This window comes from Streptomyces sp. NPDC018029 (genome assembly GCF_044327655.1).
Lineage (GTDB): Bacteria > Actinomycetota > Actinomycetes > Streptomycetales > Streptomycetaceae > Streptomyces.
On the sequence record NZ_JBIRFV010000001.1, the window covers coordinates 357,294 to 373,915 of the forward strand.

Here is a 16,622-nt window from a genome sequence, read left to right on the forward strand (position 1 = left end):
GTCCGTGAACGACACGGGCCCCCTCCGCGGGGAGGGGCTACTTCACCCCCACCGCCCGGATGATCTCCTGGGAGACGGCCCCGCCCCGGTCGTCGGAGGCAGACGCCCGCAGGGACACGGACCCGGCGTCACGCGGCACCCTCAACTCACCCTCCCAGGAAGCCTTCTTGCCGCCCCGGACCAAGGGAACCTCCTTCCACGTCGCCCCCTCGTCGTAGGAGACGGACAGCTTCCCGCCCCCGATGACGCCCGTGTCCGGCGCCCCCTTCACGTACTCCGCGAAGATCCCGACCGGCACGGTCCGCCCGCCCCGCACGTCGCCCGACAGGGACGTGTCCACGTCGAACCCGAGGTTCAGGAGCGGCAGGAACGTCTTCTTGCCCGCCGGCGTCTCCTCGGACCGGAAGGTCCACTCCGCGTGCCCCTTGGTCGCGAGGTGCCACCTCTCGGGGGCGAGCGTCGTGTCGGTCACTACCTTGTACGTCCGCTCCGCGGGATCCGCGTCCCACACGTACACACCCGAGCTCTTGCGCCGGTCGGCGCTCACCCCGTCCACGAACACCTCGCTGACCTGCGTCATCGAGTCCTCGTTCCAGACGTCGCCGAAGCCGGTGTGGTCGGGGCCCGAGTCGCCCCAGCCGGGCACATTGAACGCCAGGTCGTTCCCGCTGCGCGTCTGACCCCAGCCGAGACCGGTGCCGAGCCAGGGATGCAGCACCGGCTTGAACCAGTTCAACTCCGTCTGCCTGCCGCCCCGGTAGGCGACGAGGCCGCTGCGCTCCTCCAGCGCGCCGGGCCCGGTGGACACGGACTCGTGCCACAGCTGGCCCTTGCCCGTGGAGACGTACTCCGTCCGCTCGGCCGGGTAGTCGATCTTCTCCTGGAAGCCGAGGCCGACGGTAAAGGTGTCGGTGACGGAGTAGCGGAACTCGCCGCCCGCCGCGGGCTTCACCGCGTGGAACTTCGTTGCGAGAACCGCCAGTTCGCGCTTCCCGGGCTCGTACGCGAGGTCCTTGGGGACGGCCCCCTCATGCCCCTCGGAGAGGTCGTACACATAGGGGGTGTTGAGGGTGCCGGTGCTCTCGGCCTTCCTGCCCGCTTTCGCCGCGGCGATCAGCCGGGCCCCGTCGGCGGCGTCGACCGTGGCGATCTGGAGGGGCCGGTCGCGGTTGTCGTCGGTGCCGAACCAGGCGTTCAGCCGCCCCGCCCGGCCGTCCGTCACGAACAGCGCGGCCGCGCCCGCGTCCTGTGCGGCCTGCCCGAGCCGCTCCGGCGTGACCGCGTCCGTACGGCGCACGACGACGGCCTTGCCACGGACGTCCTTGCCCTCGTACGCGGCCGGGGTGCCGTCGCCCGCGTCCACCAGCGCCCACTTCCGCCGCCCCTCGGCGATCGTCCCGCCGGGCTGGGCGACGGCCTCGCGCAGGCCCTTCACCTCCACGAGGGGCTTCCCGAGCCGCCACACGGTGCGGTACTCGAAGCTGCCCTCGGTGACCTTCTCGGTCGGCGCGGCGAAGACGCTGTCGTACTTCACGGGCACCTGGACGGCGCCCATCAGGTCGGCGCCGCCGGCCTTCCTGTCGTACTCCATCAGCAGCTGCCTCGTCTCGGTGCGCCGGCCGACGTCGGCCGTGATCTCGCGCAGCTTCCGCCCGTCCAGGGTGACCGTGCGGTCCCGGTCGAGGCGGATCTCAGGATCGGCGAGGAAACCGAGCCCGAGGGAGTCCTCACCCTTGCTGCCGCGCACGTCGAGGAAGGTCGAGAGGGCGTACGTGCCGGGTTGCAGCCGCAGCTTCAGCGTGCCGGAGCCGCCGACGGCGGCCGGGAACGGCTCGGTGCCCCCGGCGAGCCGCTGCACCACGAGGTCGGCGGGGGCGGCGGCGCCGGCACGGTCCTTGACGTGGACGGTGAGCGTGTACCGCTCCTCCTCCTTGACCAGCCCGAACGCGGTGTGCGCGACCTTCTTCCCGCCGACGCTCGCGACGACGGCACCACTGGTGTTCCCGACGGGCGCCCGCGCGCCGTCGCCGGTGACGGTGGTGGACGCGGTGCCGTGCGCGGGGACGGTGAGGGCGGAGTCGGCGAGCGTGACGACGCCGTCGTCGGCGCCCTGGACGTCGAGGCTCAACTCGACTTTCGTGTCAGTGGAGTTCGTGTACGTGATGGTCCTGCCGACCGGCTCATTGCCTTCGTAGGGCCAGCCGTAGAAGCCGAGGTCGACACTGCCGGTCGCGGTGACGGGCGCGTCGAGGGCGTCCGGCACGCTGACCCGCCCCGCCCCCAAGTCGTACGCGGATGCGTCGATTTGTCTGGACGTGGACATCAGGGCGTCCTTGAGCCGCGCGCCCGTCCAGTCGGGGTGTCGCTCGGCGAGCAGGGCAGCGACACCCGCGACGTGCGGCGTCGCCATCGACGTACCGCTCATCTCGGTGTAGAAGCCGTCCCCTTCGGCGAGTTGGGAGCGGGCGGCGAGGATATCGACGCCGGGGGCCGACAGGTCGGGCTTGAGGCCGTGGTCACCGGCGCGCGGGCCCCGGCTCGTGAAGTACGCGGCCTCATCGGCGGAGTCGACGGCGCCGACGGTCAGCGCCGCGTCGGCGGCACCGGGCGAGCCGATGGAGGAGGGTGCGCCGGTGTTCCCGGCCGCGACGATGAAGAGGGCGCCAGTCTCCTTGGAGAGAGAATTCACGGCGGCGGCCATCGGGTCGGTGCCGTCACTGGCCTCCTGCGAGCCGAGGCTCATGGACACGATCGTGGCGTCGACGTCCCTCGCCGCCCACTCCATGCCCGCGATGATCTCGGATTCGCTGCCGAAGCCCTCGTCGCTGAGCACCTTGCCGACGGCGAGCGAGGCGCCGGGCGCGACGCCCTTCTCCTTGCCGCCGTCGGACGCGGCGCCGCTCCCGCCGACGGTGGAGGCGACATGCGTCCCGTGCCCGTTGCGGTCGGCGACCTCCTCGCCGGATATGAAACTCCTGGACTCGGCGACGCGCCCCTCGAGGTCCGGGTGCCCGGCGTCGAAGCCCGTGTCCAGGACGGCGACCTTGACACCCTTGCCGGTGAGCCCGGCCTCCCAGGCCTTGGGGGTGCCGATCTGCGCATTGCTCTGCGCCAGGTCCGCGTGGACGCGCCCGTCGAGCCACACCTTGTCAATGCGGGACGCCTTTGACGCCTTCGCCGCCTTCTCGCGCAGGGAACGCCACAGTTCGCTCGGCTGCTCCGCAGTGACGGCGACGCCCTCGATGCTCTCCAGGGAGCGCACTTTCTCGACCCCACGCGGCAGCGCGCGGGCGCCCCGCGCCTTCTTGTCGTAGGTGACGATGAGGGGCAGCCCGCCCCCGGTCTTTCCCGGGGTTGTGGACGCGAGCCCCTGCCCGATCAGCTCCGTCACGTCGAACAGCCGCTCGTCGAGGACACCGGAGTGCAGATACGGGCGCGCCTCGTCCGGCACGACGGTGAGGTGCCCGCCCGCCAACTGACTGCGCACCGCCCCGCCCGCCCCGGCGGGCCGGTCGACGGTGACGGCCTGCCGACCGCCGGGGAGCCGGGTGACGGTGACCTTGTCCCCTGTGATGAGGGTGACGGTGTGGCCGGGGGTGGGGGCGACCCCTCTCTCAGGGGCACCGGCGACCTTGGCGCCGTCACCGGCCACGGCACCACCCTGCCCGGCGGGAAGCAGGACGAACGCGAGACCGGCGGCGGCCACGAACACGGCTCTTCGCCGCACAGGGGCTCTGGTCATGGAGGCTGCCTCTCTTCTTCGGACCCGGGCAAGGGGGGTGGTGCCCGAGTGCTGCGAGAAGTGTCTGCGCCCCTGTGGTACAAGGGAGTTGCTGTGACGTGGCGGGAATCCGCCAGGGCACGTATCCGCCAGTCAAAGGGCCTCGCGCAGTGACGGCACGACCCGGTCGGGGACTTGGGGCGGCCCAACAGATCGACCGGAAGGACTGCCGGTGATCGTGGACAATCGTCTGGCCCGAGGGGACGGCCCAGGAAGCGGACCGGTTCCGGCGTGAGTATGAGGGCTCGGGACGCACGGATCTGACCCCCATCGAGGTCATCGAATATGACTATTTCGGTGCCGCCGACTTCACATACATGATGATCTACAGAGGGCTGGGCCGTCATCTGGCGTTTGGACGCTGGGGGCGACGAGTCTGCGGGCGCCTGCTGATGGCACCGGAGACCTCCTTGTCCCGCTACACCGCCGGAGACCCGGACCACATGACCCACATAGTGACTACCGCGAAGGCTCGCATCGCACCATCACGTCCTGTCACCCACACATGCCGAAGCGAAGGATTGTCCTCATGACCGAATTGGATCCCAGGCAACACCTGCTGAGCAGCCGCCGGTACCTGCGGGACGCCTCTGGAACGGTTGTCTCCCAGCCCGTCAGCTTCACGGAGGAGGCGGCGGAGCAGCGCGAAAACCTGTCCGGCAGGCTCGATGACGCGCGCGTCACCATCACCGGCACCGAAGCACTGGCAAGCGCGGCCCTGCTGAAGGAGTTCGCCGCCCGGCTGCGGCATGACCTCGCGCACGGAGCGGCTTCCTCGGGCGCCGAAGAACTCGCGCAGGTGACCAGCGACCTCGCCGAACGCATGGCCAACGCCGGTGGCCTCGTCGACTGATGCGCGTTCTCACTCTCTCCACGGCCTGGGCGGGCCACAGCGGTGGCATCGTCACCGTCAACCGCGAACTGTCCATCGCTCTGGCTGACATGGGCCACGACGTCACCGGGCCTCGGACCGCTGCTCACCGACGACGCGGCGCGCCCAGCACGCATGTCCCCAGCTCCCCCACTGGTGGCCGAGATGCCATGAGCGCCCGCTTCTCCGCCCCCGCGGCAGCGCCAGTGCCGTACTGCCCGCCGGCTACGAACTGCCCGAAGGCACCCCCAGGAAGGTCAAGGTCGCCGTCGCCTGGGCCCTGAAACAGCACGGCAGCTGGTACGGCACGGAGAGGCACACCTGCACACCGTCCAGGTCCGCGAAGTACGCGAGCGACGGGACGCCTCCTGTACGAGACATACCAAAGCTTGGCGGCCACTCTGGTGAGCCGGGCGTAGAGCCCCGCACGACAGGTCACCGCTCCGAAAGCGGTCCTCACCACCCTGGAGTCGGCCGCCCCTCGCCTTCGGACCTGGCCGCCTCCGCGTCAGCGCCTGGCGCCGCCGAGCTGGTGCATTTCGCTGCCCGCCCAATGCAAGAACCGATCTGCTCGCCCCTCGGGCCGCCCACAGTCCCCCGGGACGGCAGGGCCGTGCCGTCCAGCACACCGGAGTACAGGGCGGTGGCTCTCACCGTCGTCGGGCCCACACGCACGGTCGGCTTCGTGCGCGCGTTCATCGAGATCGTCCGGAGCGCCTGAGGGTCCATCACCAAAGACCACCCGTGCGGCGGCACCCCGCCCGGCTCAACCCAGCGCGCGAGGCGCGCGCGTGCGCCGCACGATGCGAGACAGGACCGCCGTCCGGCGGGCCGTACGGTCTGCGCTCTCGGGAGGACCTGCCATGACCGTCAGTCTGGAGCAGTTGCGCCGCTGTCACATCGCCGTCGACATGGGTGCCGCGAGGACCCGGGTGTTCGTGAAGGGAGCCGGGCTCGTCGTCGACGAGCCGAGCGCCGCCGCAGTGAACACCCGGACCGGCGCGCTCATCGCGGTCGGCCAGTTCGCCGAGCAGATGACGGGGCGTACGCCCGGCTACATCCGCGTGGTCCGCCCCGTCTCCGGCGGCACCGTCGTCGACATCGAGATGGCCCAGCGCATGCTGCGGCACCTGCTCGGCGAGAAGCTCCGCCGCACCCTGCGCCGCAAGCCCCGGCTGCGCGCCGCCGCCTGCACCCCGCACGACGCGGACCCGCTGGCGCAGCGCGCCGCCGTCGAGACGATGGTCGGGCTCGGCGCCCGCCGCGTGGAGCTGGTGGACACCCTCATCGCGGCGGCCGTCGGCTGCGGCCTCCCCGTGGAGCGCCCCGAGGCGACGATGATCCTCGTCTGCGGCGCCGCCACCACCCAGGTCGCGGTCCTCTCGCTCGGCTCGATCGTGACCGCGGAGCGCGTTCCCGTGGGCGGCGAGGCCATCGACAACGCGATCGTGCAGCACCTGCGCCACCAGCACGAACTGATGCTGCCCTCCCAGTCCGTACGCCCCCTCCAGCTCGCCCTGCGCGGCAACGGCCTCACCCCGCAGGGGCCCGAGTCCACGGAGATCCACGGCAGGGACGTCGCGACGGGCGTGGCCCGTTCGGTCCAGGTGGACACGGCCGCGGTCCGCGAGGCGATCCACACCCCGCTCACCGCCGTCCTCGACGGCATCGGCAAGGTGCTGCGCGACTGCCCGCCGGACCTGGTGGCCGACCTCGCGGACCGCGGGATCATGCTGGTGGGCGGCAGCGCGCTCCTCCCCGGCCTCGACCAGATGCTGCGGGACGCGACCGGAATGCCGGTACATATCGCGGAACGCCCGGATGTGTGCGCTGTCATGGGACTTGGTGCGATGCTGGAGGGCAAGATCCAGCCGCTGGTCCTGGACCCTCTGTCCGGCTGACGGGCAAGGGCCCCCACCGCCACGGCACCGCCGGCGAGCACGGAGTACGGAGTACGTCGTACGTGACCGAGGAGACGCCCGAAGGAGCGGACGGGCCGCCGCCTTCGCCGCTGCAGCCGATCCTGGAGGCGGTCCTCAGCGTCGGCACGGACCTCGAACTGCGCGCGACGCTCCAGCACATCGTGGACAGCGCGGCGCGGCTGACCGGGGCGGGCCTCGGCACGCTCTCCGTCGACGTCTCCGCCGGTCACGAGGGGTCGGCGGAACTGTTCGTGGCGGGCGGCCCCGGCCGCTTCCCCGACGGCGTGCCGACGGTGCGCCCGGAGGCGGACGAGGACGGCACCGCCGTCCACGTGCCGATCCACGTCCACGACGAGCCCTTCGGCACGCTGCTGCTCGCCCGCAAGGCGGGCGGCGGCCCCTTCACCGACGAGGACCGCCAGCTCCTGCGGATCCTGGCGAGCCAGGCGGGCATCTCCATCGGCAACGCCCGCCTGTTCGAGGCGGCCCGCCAACGGGAGCGCTGGATCGAGGGCGCCGCGGCCGTCACCACAGCCCTCCTCACCGGCGAGACCGCACCGGACGCACTGATGACGGTCGCCGACCGGGCAAGGATCCTCGCGGGCGCGGCGGCAGGCGTGATCCTGCAGCCCACAAAGGCAGGCGGCATGCGCATCGTCGCAGCCGCCACGGACGGCGAGCCCCACGGCTGGGGCGCCTCGGCCTCAGCCTCGGCCTCGGCACAGGAACGCGCCGGGGGCGGCCGCGGGGCGGGCGGCGCGTTGCCGGGCGGTGGGACAGCGGCCCTTGCGCCCGCTCCACACCCCCACCCCAACGACCTCATCGGCACCACCATCGAGCCCGGTAGTGCCGTGCTCACGCAGCTCCTCGGGGGTGAGCCGGTGTTCATCGAGGACTCGGCCACGGACCCGCGCATGACGACGCACGTGCGGGCCCGTTTCGGGCCCAGCATGATGCTGCCGCTGCAGGCGGGCGGCCGGCTCATCGGCACGCTCGCGCTGCCCCGCCGCCGCGGCGCGCCCGCCTACACCTCCGCCGAGCGGCTCCTCGCCACGCAGTTCGCCTCGCAGGCCGCGGTCGCCCTCGTACTGGCCGACGCCCAGCAGGGCCGGGAGCGCCTCGCGGTCTTCGAGGACCGCGACCGCATCGCCCGCGACCTGCACGACCTCGTCGTCCAGCGCCTCTTCGCCACCGGCATGATGCTGGAGTCCACCCGCCGCAGGGCCCGGTCGACCCCGGTCGAGTCCACCCTCGACCACGCCGTCGACGAGCTGGAGTCCACCATCCAGGAGGTCCGTACGGCGATCTTCGCGCTCCAGCAGCCACCCGCCGACGCACCGGCGACCTTCCGCGGCAAGGTCCTGCGTGAGACAGCGGGCGCCGCCGCGGTCCTCGGCATCCAGCCGTCGGTACACTTCGCCGGCGCCGTCGACACCCGCGTCACCGACCCGGCGGCCGGCCACCTGCTGGCCGCCCTCCGCCGCTCCCTCGCCGCCACCTCCCGCCGCACCGGCGTCACCCGCGTCGACGTGACGGTCGACGCGCGGGCGACCCTTCCCGACGGCCGCGAGGGCGTGCGCCTGACGGTGTACGACGACGGGGACACGGACGGCGTGGAGGCGGGGACGACGGTGACGTGGCAGGCACCGCTGTAGCCAGACGGCACCACGGCAGGCACCGCTGTAACCAGACGGCCCCACAGCAGACCCCTCCACCTCCACACGCAGCAAGCCCCCCTCAGAGCGCCACCACGGACACCTCCGTCGCCTTCACGCTCGTCCACACCTCCACCCCGTCCGCGAGCCCCAGCTCCAGGGCCGCCTGCGGAGTGATCTCGGCGACCAAGTCCGGCGCCGCACGCGAGGTGATGAGGACGCGAAGCCGGCTCCCGGCGGCGGTGATCTCCCGTACCGTCCCGGGCCAGACGTTGCGAGGGCTGCCCGTCGGCTTCTCGCGGTGCACGGACACGGCCTCCGGCGCGATGACCGCGAGCGCCCGCGCCCCGGCCGGCGGCGGATCGGCGACGACCAGCCGCCCCTCCCCCGCCAGCGCGAGCGCCCCGTCGGCGGTCGCCGTGCCGGGCCAGGCGTTGCGGCCGAGCATGCGGGCCACCCAGGGTGAACGCGGGTGCCGGGTCACCTCGGCGGGCGGCGCGTCCTGCAACGTACGCCCCTCGTCGAGCACGAGGACCCGGTCGGCCAGCGAGACCGCCTCGACGGGGTCGTGCGTGACGATGAGGCAGACCCCGCCGAACCCGTCGAGGTGGCGGCGCAGGGTGTGGCGGACGTGGGCGCGGGTGGTCTGGTCGAGCGCGGCGAGCGGTTCGTCGAGGAGCAGCAGCCGGGGCCTGGCCGCCAGCGCCCGCGCCAGCGCGACCCGCTGGGCCTGCCCGCCGGAGAGCTGGGCGGGCCTGCGGTGCGCGAGGTGCCCGACGCCGAGCCGGTCGAGCCAGGCCTGCGCCTCGCGGCGGGCCCCGGCACGCCGGACGCCCTGCGCGCGCAGCCCGTACGCGGTGTTGCCGAGCGCGGTCAGATGCGGAAAGAGCGCGCCCTCCTGGGGCACCCAGGCGACCCCACGCCGGTGCGGCGGCAGCGCGGTGACGTCGCGCTCGCCGAGCCGCAGGCGTGCGTGGGCGCGCGGGGTAAGGCCGAGGAGGGCGCGCAGGAGCGTGGTCTTGCCTGCGCCGTTGGGCCCGACGACGGCGATGGTGGTGCCGGGTTCGGCGTCGAGGGTGAGCTGGTTGTGGCCGGTGACGTCGGCGTGCAGGCTCCACTTCTGGGAGGGAACGGGCCCGACGGGGCCTCCACCGTCCGCCTCGGCACCGTCCCCCTCGGCCGAACCCTTGGGATCGTCATCGTGCGCCGCCGACTCGTCCGCGCCCGGGCCACGGGGTGCCCGCACGGAGGCCCCCGCCGTCCACCGCCCCCGCAGCCCGACGAGCACCGCCATCGCGATGGCGAGCAACAGCAGCGACAGGGAGGTCGCGGCCTCCGGCGAGTCCTGGAGCAGCAGATACACCTGGAGCGGCAAGGTCTGCGTGGTCCCCGGCAGATTGCCCGCGAAGGTGATGGTGGCCCCGAACTCACCGAGCGCCCGCGCCCAGGTCAGCGCGGCCCCGGCGGCGAGCCCGGGGGCGACCATCGGCAGGGTGACGGTGAGGAACACCCGTACCGGAGAGGCACCGAGCGACGCCGCGGTCTCCTCGAAGCCGGGCCGCAACCCGCCCAGCGCGCCTTCCAGGCTGATGACGAGGAAGGGCATGGCGACGAACGTCGCCGCGACCACCGCACCCGACGTGTGGAAGGGCAGCACGATCCCGAAGGTGTCCTCCAGCCACGGCCCGAGCAGCCCGCGCCGCCCGAATCCGAGGAGCAGCGCGACACCGCCGACGGTCGGCGGCAGCACCATGGGCAGCAGCACGAGAGACCGTACGAACGCCTTCCCCCGGAACTCGACGCGCGCAAGGAGCCAGGCCAGCGGCACCCCGAGCAGCAGCGAGAGCCCGAGCGCCCAGAAGGACACGACCAGCGAGAGCTTCAGGGCCTCGGTGACCCCGGGAGCCGTCAGATGACTTCCGAGGTCGCCCCACTCGGTCCGGGCGAGGATGCCGACGAGCGGCATCAGCAGGAACGCGACGGCGAGCAGCGCGGGAAGGGCCAGCGTGAGCGGCGGACGGCCACGCGCCCGCATACGACTGCCGGTGCGGTCGCCGGTGCCGGTGCGGGCACGGAGACCGGTGCGGGTGCGGGTGCGGAGACCGGTGCGGAGGCGGGTCACGGCTTCTGGAAGCCGGCGTCCCGCAGCAGCTTCTGCGCTTCGGGCGTGCTGAGCCACTTCACGAAGGCGGCAGCCGCCTCCCCGTTCTCGGACCCCTTGAGGGTCGCGGCCGGGTAGGAGGCGACGGCGTTCTGCGCGTCGGGAATCTCGACGGCGTCGACCTTGTCCGGTGCGGTGGCGGCGTCGGTCCGGTACACGATCCCGGCATCGGCCTCGCCCAGCTCGACCTTGCTGAGCACGGAGCGTACGTTCGCCTCCTTGGAGACCGGCTTAACGTCGACGCCCTGCTTGTCGAGAACCTGCTTGCTGTACCGCCCGACGGGCACGGTGTCATCGGCGAGCACCACCTTCAGCTTGCTGTCGCCGAGATCCTTCAGCCCCTTCACCTTCTCCGGATTGCCCTCACGGGTGGCGATGACGAGCCGGTTCTTGGCGATGACGGTGGGCTTGCCGGTCTCCCCCTTCAGCCCGTCCATGGTCTTGGTGTCGGCGGTGACCAGCACATCGGCCGGCGCCCCCTGCTTGACCTGCGCGGCGAGCTCCTGCGACCCGGCAGCGGAAACGGTGATCTTCGTCCCCGGGTGCTCCTTCTCGTACGCCTTCTCGGCAGTGGCGAAGACATCGGTGAGGGAGGAGGCGGCAAGCACGGTGAGGCTCACGTCCTTCCCTCCACTGTCCTTCTCACTCTCACTGTCGTCGTCATTCCCGCACGCGGCGAGCGGAACGAGCAGGGCGGCGGTGGCGGCAGCGGCGACAGCACGACGGACGGTGCGGCCGGAGAACTTCGGGGACATGGCACGGCTCCTAGCGGACGACGAACACAGACAAAGCGACGCGCTCAGACACAAACTCACTCAGGCATGGACGCGCTCAGGCATGGACGCGCCCAGACACGGCCGCGACCACGCACGGACTCACTCACGCACGGACGCACTCACGCACGATCGATATGCACGCTGGTGGACTTGACCCGAGCAGTGGCCTCCACACCCACCTCCAGGCCGAGCTCCTCCACGGCCTCCCGGGTCAGCAACGAGACCAGCCGGTGCGGCCCGGCCTGGATCTCGACCTGCGCGGCGACGTCACCGAGCTTCACGGCGGTGACGATCCCGGGAAAGGCGTTACGCGCGGAGGTGTACGGAACGTCCTCCTCCCCGCCACCACCGGCCTGCCCGACCTCGACGGAGAAGGCGGCAAGATCCCGCCCGTCGATGAGCCGCCGCCCACCCTCGTCCCGATGCGTGGCGACCCGCCCGGCATCGGCCCAACGACGAGCGGTATCGGGACTGACCCCGAGCAGACGGGCGGCCTGCCCGATTGTGTAGGACTGCATATGCGACAAGATAAGCGCGATCGCCTCGCATTTGTAAAAGTTGAGGCACTTCTCCATGGCAACTGCGCCACCACACCCCAACCCCTGGAGGAACCTCCAAGCCCCAGCACGCCCACCCCCCAGCAGGCATACGCCGCCCGAACCGGTCAACTCGCCTCCGCATGGCACTCTTCGGCAGGGACAAACACGTGCACGGCGAGAACGAGCCGGCCCACGACAGGACCGAGCCCACCCTCGGTACCGGCCCGGGCCCTGAGGTCGAGCGGGCCGCCCCGGACGAGCCCACCGAGCTGCCCGCGCGCTCCTGGTGGTCGGTCCTGCGGCGCACCGGCAAGGAGTTCATGGACGACGATCTGGCCGACCGGGCCGCGGCCCTGACGTACTACGGCGTCCTCTCCCTCTTCCCGGCGCTGCTGGTCCTCGTCTCGATCCTGGGCGTGATCGGCGAATCGGCGACCCACACGGTCCTCGACAATCTGCAGCAGCTGGCCCCCGGCCCGGTGCGCGATCTGCTCGGCGACGCGGTGCGGCAGCTCGGGGACAGCGGCGGTACCAGCGGCGTGATGGCGATCGTGAGCCTGGTGCTCGCGGTCTGGTCGGCCTCCGGTTACGTGGCGGCGTTCATCCGCACCTCCAACGCCGTCTACGACCTTCCCGAGGGCCGCCCGGTGTGGAAGCTGACCCCGCTCCGCATCGCCCTGACCGTGGTCCTCATGATCCTGCTCGCCGTCAGCGCGGTGATCGTGGTCTTCACGGGGCCGCTGGCCGAGCGGGCCGGTGACGCGATCGGCGTGGGCGACGCGGCGCTGACCGTCTGGTCCATCGCCAAGTGGCCGGTCCTGCTGGTCCTCGTGATCGTGATGATCGGCCTGCTCTTCTGGCGCGCCCCGAACGTCCACGGCCCCGGCTTCCGCTGGCTGAGCCCCGGCAGCGCCCTCGCGGTCCTGCTCTGGCTGCTCGCCTCCGGCGGCTTCGCCCTGTACGTCGCGAATTTCGCCTCGTACAACAAGACGTACGGAACCCTCGCCGGTGTCGTCGTCTTCCTGATCTGGCTCTGGCTCTCGAACCTGGCCATCCTGCTCGGCCTCGAATTCGACGCGGAGCTGGCCCGCCAGCGGGCGATCTCCGGCGGCATGCCCCCGGAGGAGGAGCCCTACGTGGAGCCCCGCGACACCCGGAAGTGGCCGCGCCGCCGCAAGGGCCGCCCGGCGACCTCTTCGGACGTCTGATGCCGGACGTGTGACGGCACGAAAAAGGCCCCCGCCGTCAGCGGGGGCCTTGCGTCGCCCCTGCTTAAAACGTTCCTGCATGGGCAACACATGGTGGGGCGGGTGGGACTCGAACCCAAATCAGTGACGCGCCTCACCTGCGAAAATGCGGACGGGACGAACATTTACGCCTGTCCCCGCCGCATCCACCTCGATCCTGCTCGATCAAGGGTGCGTTAGGTGTTCGCCACACCCCCCACTCGCGCGTCTCCACGCCCGCAGGAGCGCACGAGACTCAGCAACGAACCTAGTGCTGCTTCCCCCGCCAATACATGCGGCACCGGGACCTGATCATTCACAGCCAAGACTCCGAAGAAGTCACTACACTGCGTAACTACGGTCCGGCATGCAGATCAGCGCCCGCCCTCTGGAACGTGCCCTCGGAGTACGTCGACCAGACCCAGGATGCTGAACGCCTCGACGGTCATGCGCCCAAGCCAAAAGACACGCCGCGATGTTGCGCATCGGCGGCAGAACGTCGAGGCCCTCCCCGCTGCTGGAGGAGCAAAAGCTGATCAACGCGGGGTAGGCGCGGGATGCGGGAACATCCCCCGCGGGCGCGGGGAGCAGGTGTCCCAGAGGGGGAGAGCCCCCATGGCGAGGGGACCATCCCCATAGGCATGGGGAGGAGACGGGCGGCAGTCCGCTGCCGCCCGTTGCGGGGAGACCATTCCCGCGCGCGGAGATGGTCCCATCGACGCTTCCTGCAGATGCTGTGCACGATCTGCTCCCCTCACACGCGGGACGGTCCCGCCCACGCGCTGGTGGCCTGGCGTGATGGCCGCTGCTCCTCGCACATGCAGGGGTGCTCCGGCCCGGCGACGCCCTGGCCGGCTGACGGACGTGATCCCCGCGCATGCGGGGGTGGCCCCCGGTTACCGGTCGGAATGGACACTGCGGCGGTGTGGTCCCCGCGTATGCGGGGCCCGGCACGGCCGGCACCGGGATCACCGTCGACTCGTGATCCCCTCGCATGCAGGGGTGGCCCAAGAGGGCGTGAACGTACCAGTACCTGCGAATCCACCTCAAGCCCCGCAGGAGCGGGGAACACTCAAATACCAGAGACCCCCAGGGATCACCCCCGCAGACGCGAGGACCGCACCCCCACTCGCCAGTCCATCGGCGAGCGGCAACCTGGAGAACCTTCAGACGTTTATGGCCTGGAGCAGCTCTGTTCAGAGTGAGAGAATGTCTGCCCTCCTGCCCGCTTCGCAAGTCCCCAAGGTCGTTCTTGGGCTGCACTGTAGGCACCGCAGCAACAAGAGCTCCTCTCATGGTCCGTAAAGCGTGAAGACAGTTGCCAGAAATGTCGGTTCCCGTGCTAGTAGGCAAAGTTGACTACCCCAACCCATGAACGTGCAGGTCGGCCCCTGTGGTCCCCGCGCATGCGGGGGTGGTCCCGGCGGTCGGGCGGTCACGTGCTGGTCCTTTCGGGTGGTCCCCGCGCATGCGGGGGTGGTCCCGGGACAGGTCCCGCAGGGAGCCGGGACCGAGTGTGGTCCCCGCGCATGCGGGGGTGGTCCCTTGGGGTTGGTGTAGTCGACATCGGCCGTCGCGTGGTCCCCGCGCATGCGGGGGTGGTCCCTTCGACCGCCGTGCACGAACCGCAGCACGGGGGTGGCCCCCGCGCATGCGGGGGTGGTCCCTCCCGCTGGCGCTCCCGGTCGCCTGCCGAGGCGTGGTCCCCGCGCATGCGGGGGTGGTCCCCGTCCTATGAGGGCCTGTTCGTCGAACCGGACAGTGGTCCCCGCGCATGCGGGGGTGGTCCCGCCTAATCAGCACGGACGGCTGGCCTTCGTGGTCCCCGCGCATGCGGGGGTGGCCCCCCGGACGGGGAGGGGACGCGCTGGGGGTCCGGGTGGTCCCCGCGCATGCGGGGTGGTCCCCATGACCATGTCGTCGCGGACGCCCATGGTCGGTGGTCCCCGCCCAGCGGGGGTGGTCCCGAGCTGACCACTCAGCTGTTCTTCGGTGCCAAGTGGTCCCCGCGCATGCGGGGGTGGTCCCTACTTCCTGGCGCAGGCCCTGGCCGGGCCGCGGCGGTCCCCGCGCATGCGGGGGTGGTCCCGTCGAGAACAATGCCCACCAGGGCTTTCCTGGGTGGTCCCCGCGCATGCGGAGGTGGTCCCTCGTCCGGTCTGGGCCGAACGAACCGGGCCACGTGGTCCCCGCGCATGCGGGGGTGGTCCCGTGTGGGGCACCCCGGGCCGCGCGGACGGCTGGTGGTCCCCGCGCATGCGGGGGGTGGTCCCGACGAGGTGCGCGTGCTGCACCCGGACGAAGAGTGGTCCCCGCGCATGCGGGGGTGGTCCCCTGGCGAGCGCCGCGATGATCTTCGAGCGGGCGTGGTCCCCGTGCATGCGGGGGTGGCCCCTTCTCGCCCGGGTCGGCGGTGGGGGAGGGCTTGTGGTCCCCGCGCATGCGGGGGTGGTCCCGACCGCCCCGGCGAGCGTCGTATCCACGTCGAGTGGTCCCCGCACATGCGGGGATGGTCCCGAGGCGGTGCTCCTCATCGAGTCGATGACCGAGTGGTCCCCGCGCATGCGGGGGTGGTCCCGTCGGGTTGATGTACCGCGCCAGCTCGCCGTGGGTGGTCCCCGCGCATGCGGAGGTGGTCCCATCCCCATGCCGTAGCCGTACCCGCGCTCGCCGTGGTCCCCGCGCATGCGGGGGTGGCCCCGTGCTGAGGGCGTCGATCACGTCGGCTCCATCGTGGTCCCCGCACATGCGGGGGGTCCCGCTGCCGCGGCCGTCAAGCGGGCCCGGCAGGAGTGGTCCCCGCGATGCGGGGGACCTGGTGGGGTTGTGGGATGTGATCGTGTCGCCGGTGGTCCCCGAGCGTGAGGGGGAGTCCCCGAGCATGCGGGGGGCCCGTTCCAGGCAGGGCGATGCCGAACAGGATTCCGATGGTGGTCCCCCCGCATGCGGGCGTGGTCCTCGGAATGCCCGGACACCGAGGAAAAGGCACATGCGGTCCCCGTACATGTGGGGGTGGTCCGATGCGCGCACTTACACGTGAGCACGTGCGGCGGTGGTCCCCGTACGTGGGGGTTGCCCCTCCGGCTCCTAGACGGGCGCGTCCCCGCGCATGCGGGGGTGGCCCCTGACTCTCCCGGCCGCCCAAGCCAGGCCCGTTGTGGTCCCCGCGCACACAGGACGCTGTTTAGAGCCCGTTCGGAAGCATCAACTGGGGATCTCTCTTATTACGAGCAAATTTTCCAAAGCGCAGACTGAACCACCTGCCCCCCATATACGATCCCCCCAACCAGCCCTCGCAGCAGGCCCGTTCACGAAAACGGCCGGACCCGTTGCACCTCCCCGTGTCAGCGAGGAGGCCGGGCCCGGCCTGTCCCTATCCACCTGACGATCGTAGGAACGCAATCATGGTATTACGTCCAAGCCGCAGCTCAGAAGGCCCCGCCGACCCGTTCGCCGCTCTCTACGCTGTGCTCGCGGCGCTCCTCGCAGCCTGCCCGACCGCACCTTCCCCATACGCTTCGTGGGTATGGGGTGCCGTCGTGGTCGTGGTCATCGTCCTGGTGATCACGCAGCCAACGTTGGGCAGCACTCAGGCCTGACGGAGCCGCCTCGGTCGGCATCCGGCACGCCGCGTGGTGCCGACCGTTCCCGACGTGGCCTTCGACGCGTCCCCGGCGCCTTACTAAGCCAG

The 16,622-nt window shown here is 71.5% G+C and carries 9 protein-coding genes and 1 CRISPR repeat array; of the genes, 5 read left to right on the forward strand and 4 right to left on the reverse strand.

Annotated features, from left to right (window positions below; genetic code table 11):
- Positions 1 to 37 precede the first annotated feature (37 nt).
- Complete coding sequence (locus ACH4D5_RS01575) at positions 38 to 3,742, reverse strand: S8 family serine peptidase (protein ID WP_398297432.1); 3,705 nt, start codon at positions 3,740 to 3,742, stop codon at positions 38 to 40.
- A 568-nt stretch (positions 3,743 to 4,310) separates the two neighbouring features.
- On the opposite strand from ACH4D5_RS01575, the gene ACH4D5_RS01580 reads away from it, so the two are divergent.
- The 4 genes from ACH4D5_RS01580 (at position 4,311) to ACH4D5_RS01595 (ending at position 8,229) form a co-directional block, all read left to right on the forward strand.
- On the forward strand, positions 4,311 to 4,634 hold the full coding sequence (locus ACH4D5_RS01580; protein ID WP_398297434.1) for a hypothetical protein: 324 nt from the start codon (positions 4,311 to 4,313) through the stop codon (positions 4,632 to 4,634).
- Complete coding sequence (locus tag ACH4D5_RS01585; protein WP_398297436.1) at positions 4,634 to 4,936, forward strand: hypothetical protein; 303 nt, start codon at positions 4,634 to 4,636, stop codon at positions 4,934 to 4,936. The genes ACH4D5_RS01580 and ACH4D5_RS01585 overlap by 1 nt, the downstream gene beginning before the upstream one ends.
- A gap of 579 nt (positions 4,937 to 5,515) precedes the next feature.
- Complete coding sequence (locus ACH4D5_RS01590) at positions 5,516 to 6,553, forward strand: rod shape-determining protein (RefSeq protein ID WP_398297438.1); 1,038 nt, start codon at positions 5,516 to 5,518, stop codon at positions 6,551 to 6,553.
- 62 nt (positions 6,554 to 6,615) lie between these two features.
- The gene (locus tag ACH4D5_RS01595; protein WP_398297440.1) at positions 6,616 to 8,229 is read left to right on the forward strand and encodes a GAF domain-containing sensor histidine kinase; all 1,614 of its coding nucleotides are present in this window, start codon (positions 6,616 to 6,618) and stop codon (positions 8,227 to 8,229) included.
- A gap of 82 nt (positions 8,230 to 8,311) precedes the next feature.
- Here the strand turns inward: ACH4D5_RS01595 and ACH4D5_RS01600 are convergent, their stop codons facing one another.
- The 3 genes from ACH4D5_RS01600 to ACH4D5_RS01610 all read right to left on the reverse strand — a co-directional run bounded on the left by ACH4D5_RS01600 (position 8,312) and on the right by ACH4D5_RS01610 (position 11,684).
- A complete protein-coding gene (locus ACH4D5_RS01600; RefSeq protein WP_398298486.1) occupies positions 8,312 to 10,264 on the reverse strand; it encodes an ABC transporter permease in 1,953 nt (650 codons plus the stop codon).
- An 83-nt stretch (positions 10,265 to 10,347) separates the two neighbouring features.
- Positions 10,348 to 11,145 (reverse strand): molybdate ABC transporter substrate-binding protein, encoded by a 798-nt coding sequence (gene modA / locus ACH4D5_RS01605; protein ID WP_398297442.1) that lies wholly within the window; start codon positions 11,143 to 11,145, stop codon positions 10,348 to 10,350.
- Between the two features lie 140 nt (positions 11,146 to 11,285).
- Positions 11,286 to 11,684, reverse strand: a complete 399-nt coding sequence (locus ACH4D5_RS01610) for a molybdopterin-binding protein (RefSeq protein ID WP_398298488.1) — start codon at positions 11,682 to 11,684, stop codon at positions 11,286 to 11,288.
- 161 nt (positions 11,685 to 11,845) lie between these two features.
- On the opposite strand from ACH4D5_RS01610, the gene ACH4D5_RS01615 reads away from it, so the two are divergent.
- A complete protein-coding gene (locus ACH4D5_RS01615) occupies positions 11,846 to 12,913 on the forward strand; it encodes a YihY/virulence factor BrkB family protein (RefSeq protein ID WP_398297444.1) in 1,068 nt (355 codons plus the stop codon).
- Positions 12,914 to 14,324: 1,411 nt separating this feature from the next.
- A CRISPR array of direct repeats spans positions 14,325 to 15,828; the repeat unit is 29 nt; unit sequence GTGGTCCCCGCGCATGCGGGGGTGGTCCC.
- The last annotated feature ends 794 nt before the right edge of the window (positions 15,829 to 16,622 follow it).